At 69.5% G+C, this 12,336-nt stretch carries 12 protein-coding genes; 4 read left to right on the plus strand and 8 right to left on the minus strand.

The window, feature by feature from the left end; genetic code table 11:
• Positions 1–3 precede the first annotated feature (3 nt).
• From E6C70_RS01680 to E6C70_RS01690, 3 genes are read right to left on the minus strand one after another with little or no spacing between them, the layout of a single operon-like run.
• A complete protein-coding gene (locus E6C70_RS01680) occupies positions 4–1,176 on the minus strand; it encodes a P-loop NTPase (RefSeq protein WP_136421616.1) in 1,173 nt (390 codons plus the stop codon).
• Positions 1,163–1,693: a DUF1003 domain-containing protein gene (locus E6C70_RS01685; protein WP_136421618.1), complete on the minus strand. Its 531-nt coding sequence runs from the start codon at positions 1,691–1,693 to the stop codon at positions 1,163–1,165. The genes E6C70_RS01680 and E6C70_RS01685 overlap by 14 nt, the downstream gene beginning before the upstream one ends.
• Positions 1,671–3,020, minus strand: a complete 1,350-nt coding sequence (locus tag E6C70_RS01690; RefSeq protein ID WP_136421620.1) for a magnesium transporter MgtE N-terminal domain-containing protein — start codon at positions 3,018–3,020, stop codon at positions 1,671–1,673. The genes E6C70_RS01685 and E6C70_RS01690 overlap by 23 nt, the downstream gene beginning before the upstream one ends.
• 185 nt (positions 3,021–3,205) lie before the next feature.
• Here E6C70_RS01690 and E6C70_RS01695 point away from each other — a divergent pair, with 185 nt between their 5' ends.
• Both E6C70_RS01695 and E6C70_RS01700 read left to right on the plus strand, forming a co-directional pair.
• Positions 3,206–5,041 (plus strand): thiamine pyrophosphate-requiring protein, encoded by a 1,836-nt coding sequence (locus E6C70_RS01695; RefSeq protein WP_136421622.1) that lies wholly within the window; start codon positions 3,206–3,208, stop codon positions 5,039–5,041.
• Between the two features lie 59 nt (positions 5,042–5,100).
• A complete protein-coding gene (locus E6C70_RS01700) occupies positions 5,101–5,691 on the plus strand; it encodes a general stress protein (RefSeq protein WP_235833223.1) in 591 nt (196 codons plus the stop codon).
• Between the two features lie 6 nt (positions 5,692–5,697).
• On the opposite strand, the gene E6C70_RS01705 is transcribed toward E6C70_RS01700, so the two are convergent.
• Positions 5,698–7,290, minus strand: a complete 1,593-nt coding sequence (locus E6C70_RS01705; protein WP_136421624.1) for an aminopeptidase P family protein — start codon at positions 7,288–7,290, stop codon at positions 5,698–5,700.
• Between the two features lie 31 nt (positions 7,291–7,321).
• Positions 7,322–8,365, minus strand: coding sequence for an endonuclease/exonuclease/phosphatase family protein (locus tag E6C70_RS01710; protein ID WP_136421626.1), 1,044 nt, complete (start codon positions 8,363–8,365; stop codon positions 7,322–7,324).
• 76 nt (positions 8,366–8,441) lie between these two features.
• On the opposite strand from E6C70_RS01710, the gene E6C70_RS01715 reads away from it, so the two are divergent.
• The gene (locus E6C70_RS01715; protein ID WP_136421628.1) at positions 8,442–9,302 is read left to right on the plus strand and encodes a PHP domain-containing protein; all 861 of its coding nucleotides are present in this window, start codon (positions 8,442–8,444) and stop codon (positions 9,300–9,302) included.
• Between the two features lie 10 nt (positions 9,303–9,312).
• Here E6C70_RS01715 and E6C70_RS01720 read toward each other — a convergent pair whose 3' ends face one another.
• Positions 9,313–10,791: a DEAD/DEAH box helicase gene (locus E6C70_RS01720; RefSeq protein ID WP_235833234.1), complete on the minus strand. Its 1,479-nt coding sequence runs from the start codon at positions 10,789–10,791 to the stop codon at positions 9,313–9,315.
• A gap of 205 nt (positions 10,792–10,996) precedes the next feature.
• Here E6C70_RS01720 and E6C70_RS01725 point away from each other — a divergent pair, with 205 nt between their 5' ends.
• Entirely contained in the window at positions 10,997–11,710 is a 714-nt protein-coding gene (locus tag E6C70_RS01725) for a ferritin-like fold-containing protein (RefSeq protein WP_235833224.1), read from the plus strand.
• 2 nt (positions 11,711–11,712) lie between these two features.
• On the opposite strand, the gene E6C70_RS01730 is transcribed toward E6C70_RS01725, so the two are convergent.
• Entirely contained in the window at positions 11,713–12,015 is a 303-nt protein-coding gene (locus tag E6C70_RS01730) for a hypothetical protein (protein WP_136421632.1), read from the minus strand.
• Between the two features lies 1 nt (position 12,016).
• On the minus strand, positions 12,017–12,238 hold the full coding sequence (locus E6C70_RS01735; protein WP_136421634.1) for a DUF3107 domain-containing protein: 222 nt from the start codon (positions 12,236–12,238) through the stop codon (positions 12,017–12,019).
• Between the last annotated feature and the right edge of the window lie 98 nt (positions 12,239–12,336).

Raw genomic sequence — 12,336 nt, forward strand, 5'->3', positions numbered from 1 at the left:
GGCTCACCGGGGCGAGACCGGCAGGGGCCGGCCGGCCAGGTCGCGTGCACGGGTGGAGAGGCGCTCGGCCACCGAACGGATGGCGCGGCTGGCCGCATCGTCGGGATCGGCCAGCACGACGGGCTCTCCGACATCCCCTCCGGCTCGCAGCGCGACGCTGAGGGGAACCTGCGCCAGCAGCGGGACCGGTGCATCAGGAGTCGAGACGCGCCGGGCAACCTCTGCCCCGCCGCCGGTGCCGAAGAGATCGATGACGGTGCCGTCGGGCTGGGGGAGCCCCGCCATGTTCTCGATCACACCGTAGACGCGCTGGCCGCTCTGCCGCGCGAGGATGGCGCTGCGTTCGGCGACATCCGCCGCGGCCGCCTGCGGTGTCGTGACGACGATGACCTCGGCGTGGGGGAGGAGTTGACCGATGGAGATGGCGACGTCGCCGGTTCCGGGCGGCAGGTCGAGCAGCAGCACGTCGAGGTCGCCGAAGTAGACGTCGGTGAGGAACTGGGCGATCGTGCGGTGCAGCATCGGGCCGCGCCACGACACCGCGACACCGCCACCGTCCGCTCCGGGCTCGACGAACATGCCGATCGAGATCACCTTCACGCCGAACGCGACCGGCGGGAGGATCATGTCGCCGACCTGCGTCGGGCGGGTCGCCCGCACGGCTCCGGTGTCGGCATCCGTCTCCATCAGGCCGAGGATGCCGGGGATGGAGAAGCCGTGCACGTCGGCGTCGACGATGCCGACCCGCAGGCCGGCCTCCGCCAGGGCGACCCCGAGGTTGGCGGTGATGGTCGACTTGCCCACTCCGCCCTTGCCGCTCGTGACGGCGTAGACGCGCGTGAGCGAATCGGCCGTGAACGGGATGCTGCGGGCGGCCTTGCCTCCCCGCAGGCGTTCGGTGAGGGCCTTGCGCTCCGCCACGCTCATCACGCCGACCGCCACCGAAGCGCGACCGTCGCCGACTACGAACTCCGCGGCGGCCCGGACGTCGCGCTCGATGCGCTCCGCTGCCGGACAACCGACGATGGTGAGCTTGATGGCGACGTCGACGCCGCCGTCCGCTCGTTCCGCGACGGACTCGACCATGTCGAGTTCGGTGATCGGCCGGCGGATCTCGGGGTCGATGACGCCGGAGAGGGCCGACAGGACGCGGGACTCGAGCTCAGACGACGGCATCGGTTTCGTCGTCCCGCCGGTCGGGCTCGTTCTGCTGGTCGAGCTGCTCGAGCAGACTGCGCAACTCGGCACGGATGAAGTCCTTCGACGCCATGTCGCGCATGGCGATGCGGAGGGCGACCACCTCGCGAGCGAGGTACTCGGTGTCGGCGAGGTTGCGCTCGGCGCGCTGGCGATCCTGTTCGATCTGCACGCGGTCGCGGTCGTCCTGCCGATTCTGGGCGAGCAGGATGAGGGGTGCGGCATAGGAGGCCTGCAGACTGAGCACGAGGGTCAGAGCGATGAACCCGAGGTCGCGCGAGTCGAATCGCCAGTCAGCGGGCGCCAACGTGTTCCACCCCATCCAGAGGATGACGAAGAGCGAGAGCCCCAACAGGAACCACGGGGTCCCCATCGCCCGGGCGATCCACTCGGTGAAGCGTCCGAAGCGGTCGTTCGACGACCGCGATCGGCCACGCGTGTTCCGCAGGCCCTTGGGAGCGTCGAGCCGCTGCTCAGTTCTCGTTACGCGTGCCACGGGCGCTCCTCCTTCCGTTCTGGATGCTCTGCACGGGAATGGACCCGGTCTTCAGCTGTGATCGAGCGGCCGCGCGTTTGCCGTGATGGTCGTCATCGGTGTGACTTCGCCAGTCGTCGGGAAGCAGGTAGTCGAGGATGTCGTCAATGGTCACCACCCCGACGAGACGGTGGTTGTCGTCCACGACGGGCACGGACACCAGGTTGTAGCTCGCCAGGATGCGGGACACCTCAGCGGCGGAGGCATCCGTCGTCACCGGCTCGAGGCCTTGGTCGAGCAGGGTGCCCAGACGCTCATGCGGCGGGTAGCGCAGCATGCGCTGGAAATGCACCATCCCGAGGAACCGTCCGGTGGGCGGCTCGTAGGGCGGGAGGGTGACGCAGACGGCCGCGCCGAGTGCTGGAGCGAGCTCGTGACGACGGATGAGGGCGAGCCCTTCAGCCACCGTCGCGTCGGCCGACACGATGATGGGCTCCGTGGTCATCAGGCCGCCGGCGGTGTCGGGGCCGTAGCTGAGCAGCATGCGGACGTCGTCGGCCTCTTCGGGCTCCATGAGCTCGAGAAGGTGCTCGCCTCGCGCCTCGGGCAGCTGGGCGATCAGGTCGGCCGCGTCGTCGGGCTGCATCTGGTCGAGCACGTCGGCCGCCCGGTCGTCGTCGAGGCGCCCGATGATCTCGACCTGGTCGCTCTCGGGCATCTCCTCGAGCACGTCGGCGAGACGGTCGTCGGAGAGCTCCTCGGCGACCTCGTGCCTGCGCTCCTCCGGCAGGTCGAGCAGGGTGTTGGCGAGGTCGGCGGGCTTCATCTCGGAGTACGTGGCGATCAGCTGTTCGGCCGACTGCGCCTCGCCGACGGCGGCGCTCTCGCGCACCTCGTTCCAGGTCACGAACGCGGTGGCGCCCTTGGCGAACGGGGAGGCACCGGTGCGGGGCCTGCGGACGAACAGCTGGGTGACCTGCCAGTCGCCCGACGCGTCCTCGCCGATCGCGACGTCCTCGACGATGGCCTCGCCGGAGCGGTCGGCGAAGAGCACGCGACGGCCAAGCATCTCAGCGATCACGCGCACCTCTCCGCCGCGCTGCTCGAAGCGTCGCACGTTGATGAGGCCCGTCGTGATGACCTGCCCGGCGCTGACCGAGGTGACCCGCCCGATCGAGACGAACACGCGGCGCTTGCCCGGGATCTCGACGATCAGCCCGACGACGCGCGGCGCATCCGCGTTCCGATAGACCACCAGCACGTCCCGCACCTTGCCGACCCGGTCGCCCGCGGGGTCGAAGACGGCGCACCCGGCCAGGCGCGCGACGAAGACTCTGGTGGCACTCACGACAGACATCGTATGCCGTGCCGCTCACGCCGAGGTGAACGCGGGGATCGGCTCGGCGCACCCGGTGCGGGGCGCGTCCGCATCCGTCTAGCACCTCGACGTCCGCGACGTAACCCGGATGACGGCGACGGAGCGCGCGCGTAACGTCGCCCCCGTCAGCACGCGATCACCGGAAGGAAGCCGCCATGCCCACCGTCAGCGATTTCATCATCGAGCGCATCCGCGAATGGGGAGTCACCCGCGTGTTCGGGTTTCCGGGAGACGGGATCGGAGCATTCGACGGAGCCCTGGGGCGCGCCGAGCGCCACGACGGCGGACTGGAGTACATCCGCCCGACGCACGAGGAGATCTGCGCCTTGATGGCGACCGCTCACGCGAAGTTCACGGGCGAGGTCGGCGTCTGCATCGCGACGTCGAGTCCCGGAGCGTTCCACCTGCTGAACGGCCTCTACGACGCGCAGATGGACAACCAGCCCGTCGTCGCGATCGTCGGGCAGCAGGGACTCGCGTCGGTCGGCACCTTCAACCAGCAGGAGAGCAACCTCGAGCGAGTCTTCGCCGACGTGGCAGCCTACGTGCAGACCATCACCACCCCCGAGCAGGCCGAGGCTGTCATCGACATCGCCTTCCGCACGGCCATCGCACGGCACCAGCCGACCGTGGTGATCCTCCCGCACGACGTCCAGGCGATGGATGCGGTGACGCCCGGTGCCGAGCACTGGGTATCGCGTTCGAGCGTGGCGGCGGCGTCCGCGGCCATCACGCCGCCCACGGAGGCCATCGCGCACGCCGCCGAGATCATCAACGCGGGCGAGAAGGTGACCTTCCTCGTCGGTGCCGGCGCGACCGGAGCCACCGACGAGGTGCTCGAGGCGGCGAGGCTCGCCGGGGCCGGCATCATCACCGCGCTGCGCGGCAAGGACGTCGTCCCGTCCGACATCCCGTACCACACCCAGCAACTCGGCCTGCTGGGCTCGCTGCCGAGCCTTCACCAGATCAAGCGCTGCGACACCATCGTCCTGCTCGGCACCAACTACCCCTACGGCGAGTTCCTCCCCGCCACGGGGCAGGCGCGCGGCATCCAGGTCGACATCATCCCCGAGCACCTCGGGGTGCGCTACCCGACCGAGCTGAACCTGTGGGGCGACGTGAAGGCCACGCTCACGGCGCTCATCCCGCTGCTCCGGGCCAAGGAGGACCTCGGCTGGCAGGAGAAGATCGCCGAGGAGATGCGGGGCTGGGAGCGCGAGATGCTCGCCCAGACCGAAGTGACCTTCGAGACGGGGGCCAACCCCCGGAAGGTCATCCACGAGCTCAACCAGCGGCTGCCCGAGAACGCGATCGTGACGGCGGATGCGGGGACGACGGCCGACTGGTTCGGCCACCACATCCGTCTGCGTCGGGGCATGCGGGGGGACCTCTCCGGTCGGCTCGCGACGATGCTCGCGGCGATGCCGTACGCCGTCGCCGCGAAGTTCGCCTACTCCGACCGGACGGTCGTGTGCACGATCGGCGACGGTGCGTTCCAGATGCTCGGCATGAACGAGCTCATCACCGTGAAGAAGTATCTCGACCGGTGGGAGAACGGCCGGTTCATCGTCGTGGTGATGCACAACGACGACCTCGCCCAGGTGTCATGGGAGATGCGGACGGAAGACGGCAATCCGCTGTGGGAGGGCTCGCAGGACGTGCAGTCGGTCGACTATGCCGGATGGGCGGAGTTGCTCGGCTTCCGGGGCATCCGCCTGCATGACGACGCCTCCGTCGGGGCGGCGATGGATGAGGCCTTCGCGCACGACGGCGTCACCCTCATCGACGCGTACGTCAGCAAGAACGTGCCGCCGCTGCCTCCGCACATCACGGTCGAGTACGCCAAGAACACCGCAAAGGCACTGCTGCGCGGCGACCCGTCGGAGTTGGCCGTCATCCGCGATTCCGCGGCGGCGCTCGTCACCGAGCAGGTCGAGCGGGTCAAGGGCGCGCTCCACCTCGGCGGGCGCGACGACGACGGGCCGCGCTGACGCCAGGACCGGTGGTCGATGACCGCCGGGCCGACGGGGGCGCGTGGAAGAATGGCGCCATGAGCAATCAGAGTCCGTTCGGCACCCGTGGTCCCGTGCTGTTCCCGGTGCTGCCCAAGGGCGAGATCGTCGCGAGCTACGAGACCTACGGCGAAGCGCAGCAGGCCGTCGATCGACTCGCGCACGCCGACTTCCCCGTCACGCAGGTCTCGATCGTCGGCAGCGACCTCAAGACCGTCGAGCGGGTGACCGGAAAGCTCTCGTACGCGCGCGTCGCGCTCGCGGGGGCGGCATCCGGAGCATGGCTCGGCATCTTCCTCGGCCTGCTGATGCTGATCTTCCTGGGTGGCAGCGTCGGGTTCCTGCTCGCAGCAGTGCTCATCGGCGCCGGCTTCGGGGTGCTGTTCGGCGTGGTCAGCTACAGCATCAACCGGCGCCGCAAGGACTTCACCTCCACCATGCAGGTCATCGCGTCGTCCTACGCCGTCGTCGTCGAACCCGACCTGCTCAATCGGGCACGCAACACGCTCGCTGGTGCCGAAGAGGCCGAACCGGTCGCGGTCGCCACGACGACGCCCGTGACGGAGCCGGCACCGGCTCCGACACCGTCGCCCGAGGATCCGGAGCCGACCAATCCCCAGCGCGCCTGATCGCGCTCAGCCGACGCGGGCCGAACGCACCCAGGCCTCGACCTCGTCGGCGGTGCGGGGGATGGCAGCCGAGAGGTTCTCAGCACCGTCGGCCGTGACGAGGATGTCGTCCTCGATGCGCACGCCGATGCCGCGGTACTCCTCGGGGACGGTGAGGTCGTCGCTCTGGAAGTAGAGGCCCGGCTCGATCGTGAACACCATGCCCTCCTCGACGACGCCGTCCTTGTACATCTCCCGTCGGGCCTGGGCGCAGTCGTGCACGTCGATGCCGAGGTGGTGGCTCGTTCCGTGCACCATGTAGCGGCGGTGGTGCTCGTTGTCGGGCAGGAGAGCCTCCTCGGCGCTCACCGGGAGGAAGCCCCACTCGGCGGTGCGGCGGGCGATGACCTCCATCGCGGCCGCGTGCACGTCGCGGAAGATGATGCCGGGGCGCACGATGGCGAACGCCGCGTCTGCAGCCTCGCGCACGGCCTCGTAGACCCGCCGTTGCACGTCGGTGAAGGTGCCGTCGATGGGCAGCGTCCGGGTGATGTCGGCCGTGTACAGGCTGTCGACCTCGACGCCGGCATCGATCAGGATCAGCTCGCCCGGTCGCACCGCGCCGTCGTTGCGCGTCCAGTGCAGGATGGTCGCGTGCGGGCCGGATGCGGCGATGGTGTCGTAACCGACGGAGTTGCCGTCCAGCCGCGCCCGGGTGTTGAACACTCCCTCGACGATGCGCTCGCCGCGCTGCGCATCCGTCGCCCGTGCGAACTCGCCGATGACATCGTCGAACCCGCGGCGGGTGGCGTCGACGGCCGCGCGCATCTGCGCGATCTCGAAGTCGTCCTTCACCAGTCGCATCTCGCTGAGAACCTCGGCGAGCAGCGCATCCTGGTCGTGCTCCGACCCGACCTCGAGGCTGAAAGCGTCATCGGAAGCGTTGGTGGTGAGCGCCCTCTCGGCTGAGAAGCGGATGCGCGCGCTGTCGAGCCTCGCCGCGATCCCGGCATCGGCATCGCGCACGAGCCTGGTCTCGCTTCCGGTGGAGGAGAGCACGCCATCGAAGTCGGCGATTCCGCGGGTGGCGATACCGATATCACCGGCCACCTGGGCGAGCGAGGGGCGCGGACCGATCCAGAACTCGCCGATCTCGGGGTTCGCGTAGAACTCGTCGGAGTCGCGACCGGCCCGCTCGCGGAAGTAGAGCGTTGCGTCGTGACCGTCATCCGTCGGCTCGAGCACGAGCACCGCACCCGGCTCGGAATCCGACCCCCATCCGGTCAGGTACGAGAATGCGGAGTGGGCGCGGAAGGCGAAATCGGTGTCGTTGGAGCGCTGCTTGGGGCTGCCCGCCGGCACGATGAGACGTTGGCCCGGGAAGCGGGCCGAGAGTCCGGCGCGGCGCGTTGACGCGAACGCGGCCTGCTCGCGCGCCTCGGGGACGCTCTCGTCGCGCTCGGCCCAGCCGCTGCTGATGTAGTCGCGGAAACCCGCCGAGCCGGGGGTGGTGGAACGGTTCGAGGTGGCCCGCGGAGCCTCAGTGGTGGGCTCGGGCGTTCCGCCCTGCTCCGACTCGGCGGCGGACAGGGTGTTCACGGAGGTGTCGGTGCTGGCCATGCCTCCATTGTCCCACCGCACCGGACGAGGGCTACCGTCGTTTCAGGGTCGCGACGATCGGCCGGTGATCGCTGCCCAGCGCGTCGAGCGAACTGACCACGCGAAAGCTCGTGGTCTGCCACGTCGGCGTCGCCATCACGTGGTCGATGGGGGCGCCGAGCAGGAGCGGCATGTCGCTCGGCCAGGTGCCGACGGCCGCCGAGCCGACCGCGAGGGCGGCGTCATGGCAGCGCCCGACGACTCCGCCATCCGTTCCCCGGCCGGCCAGGTGGTCGAGCGTCGCGTTGAAGTCGCCCGCCATGATGACGTCGTCTCCGGCGCACTGGTCGGAGAGCCAGGAGAGGTCGCTGCGCCAGTTCGTCATCTCACCCTGGATCGGGGAGACCGCGTGGACCGCAACGATGGTCGGTCCCTCTCCGTCGTCGGGCTTGGCGACGACGGTGGGTGAGACGTTGGTGTTGCCGGGAGGGCCGGTTCCGCCGGCCGACTGCACGGTGTAGTCGCCGAGCGCCGGGCTGATGAGCAGCGCGGTGGACCGGGCCTTGTAGATCTCGCTGAACGAGAGGCCCAGCGCCCACATCGGCTGCCCGTCCGCCCGCATCTTCTCGGCGACCTGTGTGGCGAAGGCATCCGTCGTCTCGGGTAGCGAGACGATGTCGGCCTTGCTGTCGAGGGCCAGCTTCGCGACGGCTGCCGAGCCGGGGTGGCCGCCGAGCGTGTTCCAGCTGAGCACGGTGATGCTGTCGCCGGATGCCGTGCCTACGGTCCCCGTTCGAGCGGACGCCGTACTGGCCTGTGTGAGGCCTCGCGACACGAGGATGCCGGCATTGGCTGCGCCGAACAGCACGGCGATGACCGCGAGGGCCGCCATGAGGGGCCGGAGCGGTCGCGCGAACATGAGAAGGAGGAGGATGATGGTCGCCCCCGCCGCACCGACGATGAGCCACGCGCGGAACGCGATCAGCTGGGCGATCCCGAGCTGGTCCTGCAGGCCGACGAGCTGCGGCCACGCCAGCAGCACACCGGCGGCGAGGGCCGCCAGGACGACGAGGGAGGCGAGGAGGCGGCTGAACATCGCCAGTCAGCCTAGGCGGCGATTCTGCGTGAATGCCGCTCGGGGCATCCCTTCGGCGCGTCGGTAGCATGAACAGATGCCCGTCTTCATCGGTCCGATCGACCTGCACACGCACTCGAGCGTGTCCGACGGCACCGAGACCCCGGCCCAGCTGATGCGATCGGCCGCCGCGGCCGGCATGGGAACCGTCGCGCTGACCGACCACGACTCGACGGCGGGCTGGTCGGAGGCCGCCGGCGTCGTGGCCGAGACGGGCGTCGCGCTCATCCCCGGCATGGAGCTCTCGACACGCGTGCAGTTCGCGAGCGTCCACATGCTGGCCTACCTCGTCGATCCGACCGAGGCCGCCCTGCTGGCCGAGACGGAACGAATCCGGGCTGGCCGGCTGAGCCGCGCGGAGGAGATCGTGCGGCGGATCGCCCGCGATTACGACCTCACCTGGGACGACGTTCTCGCCCAGACCACGCCCGACGCGACCGTTGGACGGCCGCACATCGCCGACGCGCTCGTGGCACGCGGACTCGCGACCGACCGTTCAGCGGCGTTCGCGGGCATCCTGCACTGGCGGGCCGGCTACTATCAGCCGCATTACGCTCCCGACCCACTCACCGGGGTGCGCCTCATCCGCGGCGCCGGCGGAGTGCCCGTGCTGGCGCACCCGGGCACCCGCGGTGCGGAGTCGGTCATTCCCGTGCAACGTCTGAAAGCGTTGGTGGATGCCGGACTGTTCGGCCTGGAGATCGATCACCGGGAGAACACGCCCGACGCCCGCGAGCGACTGCACGTCCTCGCCCGTCGGTTCGACCTCGTGGTGACCGGATCGAGCGACTATCACGGCGAGGGCAAGCCCAACCGGTTCGGCGAACACACCACCGACCCGGCTGTGCTGGAACGGATCGTCGCCGAAGCCACCGGGGCGACCCCGGTCATGCCATGACGAGTGGTGCTCAGGCGCTGGGAGCCGCGGTTCCCGCGCCCTGACCGCGGCCGCCGCGACGACGACGACGACGCGGAGCGCTGTTGCCGTCGTGGTGCTGGTGGCCCTGGCCGTCGTGGGTGCCCGCTGCGACCTTCGCTTCGGCATCCGTCGTGGAGGTCGACGTGGCGTCGCCGGTCGCCGAGACGGTCTCGCTCGCGACGGATGCCGCGCCCGAACCGCCGCGGGTGCGACGGCGCGTGCGCGATGCCCCGTCGGAGGACCCGGTGGCCGGCCCGCGGCCATCGCCACGGCCTTCGCCGCGACTGGACGTGCGAGGAGCGGCATCCTTGATCGGCGTCGCCTTGAGGCGGCCCTTCGACCCGGCGGGGATGTCGAGGTCGCTGAACAGGTGCGGCGACGACGAGTAGGTCTCGACCGGCTCCGGCTGGTTCATCTCGAGCGCCCGGTTGATGAGCGCCCACTTGTGCAGGTCGTCCCAGTCGACGAAGGTCACGGCGATGCCGGTCTTGCCGGCACGGCCGGTACGTCCGGCGCGGTGCAGGTAGGTGTCGTGGTCGTCGGGGACGGTGTGGTTGATCACGTGCGTCACATCGTTGACGTCGATGCCGCGTGCGGCGACATCCGTGGCGATGAGCACGTCCTTCTTACCGGCCTTGAACGCGGCCATGGCGCGCTCGCGCTGGTCCTGGTTGAGGTCGCCGTGGACGGCTGCGGCGTTGAAGCCGCGGTCGTTCAGCTCCTCGACGAGCTTGGCCGCCGCGCGCTTGGTGCGCGTGAAGATGACGGTCTTGCCGCGGCCCTCGGCCTGCAGGATGCGGGCGACGACCTCGTCCTTGTCCAGCGAGTGCGCGCGGTACACGACGTGCTTGATGTTCGCCTGCGTGAGCCCCTCGTCGGGATTGTTGGCGCGGATGTGGATCGGGCGCGTCATGAACCGGCGCGCCAGTGCCACGATCGGGCCGGGCATGGTGGCCGAGAACAGCATGGTATGGCGCACAGCCGGCACCTTGGTGAACAGCTTCTCGATGTCGGAGAGGAAGCCGAGGTCGAGCATCTTGTCGGCCTCGTCGAGCACGATCTCGCTCACGTGCGAGAGGTCGAGCAGGCGTTGCTGGGAGAGGTCGAGCAGTCGCCCGGGGGTTCCGACGACGATCTGAGCGCCCGCCTTGAGCTGCTCCACCTGGCCCTCGTAGGCCTTGCCGCCGTAGATGGCGACAACGCTCGTCGAGCGGTTGCTGGTGGCCAGCTCGAGGTCCTCGGCCACCTGGACGCACAGCTCGCGCGTCGGGACGACGACGAGAACCTTGACGCCCGGCTCCGGGTTCAGGCCGATGCGCTGGATGATGGGCAGGCCGAACCCGAGGGTCTTGCCCGTTCCGGTCTTCGCCTGGCCGATGATGTCCTGGCCGCTGAGGCCGAGGGGGATGGTCTGCTCCTGGATGGGGAAGGGATCGATGATGCCCTTGGAGGCCAGTGCCTCGACCATGTCGTTGTCGATGGAGAGATCTGCGAAAGTCAATTTTGCCTGTCTGAGAAAGAGGTGATGCGCCCTTCTTCGACGAGGCGCACGTCCGCGCATCCGATGTGCGCGGTCATCACAGTCTATCGGCCCGGCCTGAACGCTCTCCGGATGCCGCGCGCGGCATCAGTCGGCGCCTGCCCCCGGATCCCGGTGATCTAGGCTGGGTGCCGTGGCAGCGAGGTGGGGTGCGAGCGGGCGCCGCGGTGAGTTCCCGCGGTTGCGTCCGCGAGCCGTGCTGCCGGCGGTCCGGGTGGAGTTCGGTGAGCTCACCCCCGAGACGGTCCCGTTCATCGGGCAGGCCGCCTACATCCAGCTCGAGTTGTTCGAGAACCTCGCACGCGCCGTCACGACGGCACCGAACCTGGCCGACAAGGAGGGCGTCTCGGTGATGGCGAGGGTCACCCTCAAGAAGCATCACCGGCTGATCGCCGAACTGCGCTCACTCGATCAGGAACCCGCGTCGGTGATGGCGCCGTTCGCACCCGCGATCGACGCCTTCCGGATCGCGACCCAGGGCTCCGACTGGTACGAGCTGCTGCTCACCAGCCACATCACCGCCGGTATCCTCGATGAGTTCTTCATCAGCGTGTCCGGCTCGCTGCCGGTGAACGTCGGGCCACGGCTGGCCGCCATCATCGGCAAGAACGCAGGAGCCGACGCGGTGGTCGACGCGCTGCGCACCGCCATCGCGGAGGATCCCACGCGGGCGTCGCGCCTGGCGATGTGGGGGCGGCGTCTCGTGGGCGACACGCTCCTGGTCGCGCGATCGGCGCTGCGTGAGTCCAACGCGCACGCTCCCGTGGAGGAGCGGATCGAGCCGGTGTTCACCGAGCTCATCGCCGCGCACACGCGACGGATGGATCAGCTCGGCCTCACGGCCTGAGCTCAGGCCGTCGCGCCGCGCTTCGTGAGCCGCTGCAGCATCTCGGTGTCGGCATGCACACGCGTTCGGCCGACGACGATGTCGACGGCCGCGGCCACGAGACCGGCGATGACGAGGCTCGCCACCCAGATCCAGCCGCCGTCCCACTTCCACCCGAGCCAGGTCAGTCCGACCCACACGACCGCCGCAGCGAGCGCGCCGACGGTGGGGATGAGCACGGAACCGTGCTCGGAACGGTGGGGAAGCGCGTAGCGGGCCGCGGCGCCCAGGATCGCGCCGCCGAGGACCACGAACAGGAGTTCCATCTCAGGCGAAGAATCCGACGCGACGGCTCTCTTCCGAGCCCACCTCGACGTATGCCAGCGTGGCGCTCGGAACCAGGTAGAGGTTCCCCTTGTCGTCGCCGAGCTTGAGGTAGCCCTCGCCCGAGATCGCCGACGCGACCAGCTTCTCGACGTCGGCAGCCGACTGGCTGGTCTCGAAGCTGATCTCACGGGGGGAATTCTGGATGCCGATGCGGATTTCCACAGTGCGCCTTTCACCTTGGGGTCTTCGCTCAGGTTACGACAGATCGACACCGGCCCGGCGCCGGTTCACTGTCGGCAGAACGGTTTAGCGTGGGCAGC

The organism is Orlajensenia flava (assembly GCF_004801905.1).
In the GTDB taxonomy this organism is placed as follows: Bacteria; Actinomycetota; Actinomycetes; order Actinomycetales; family Microbacteriaceae; genus Orlajensenia; species Orlajensenia flava.

Excerpts from the sequence above, each read along its gene's own strand:
- E6C70_RS01705 (WP_136421624.1), bottom strand. The coding sequence starts at position 7,290 with ATGGCCAGCACCGACACCTCCGTGAACACCCTGTCCGCCGCCGAGTCG.
- E6C70_RS01715 (WP_136421628.1), top strand. The coding sequence starts at position 8,442 with ATGCCCGTCTTCATCGGTCCGATCGACCTGCACACGCACTCGAGCGTG.
- E6C70_RS01720 (WP_235833234.1), bottom strand. The coding sequence starts at position 10,791 with ATGGTCGAGGCACTGGCCTCCAAGGGCATCATCGATCCCTTCCCCATC.
- E6C70_RS01710 (WP_136421626.1), bottom strand. The coding sequence starts at position 8,365 with ATGTTCAGCCGCCTCCTCGCCTCCCTCGTCGTCCTGGCGGCCCTCGCC.
- E6C70_RS01695 (WP_136421622.1), top strand. The coding sequence starts at position 3,206 with ATGCCCACCGTCAGCGATTTCATCATCGAGCGCATCCGCGAATGGGGA.
- E6C70_RS01730 (WP_136421632.1), bottom strand. The coding sequence starts at position 12,015 with ATGGAACTCCTGTTCGTGGTCCTCGGCGGCGCGATCCTGGGCGCCGCG.
- E6C70_RS01680 (WP_136421616.1), bottom strand. The coding sequence starts at position 1,176 with ATGCCGTCGTCTGAGCTCGAGTCCCGCGTCCTGTCGGCCCTCTCCGGC.
- E6C70_RS01700 (WP_235833223.1), top strand. The coding sequence starts at position 5,101 with ATGAGCAATCAGAGTCCGTTCGGCACCCGTGGTCCCGTGCTGTTCCCG.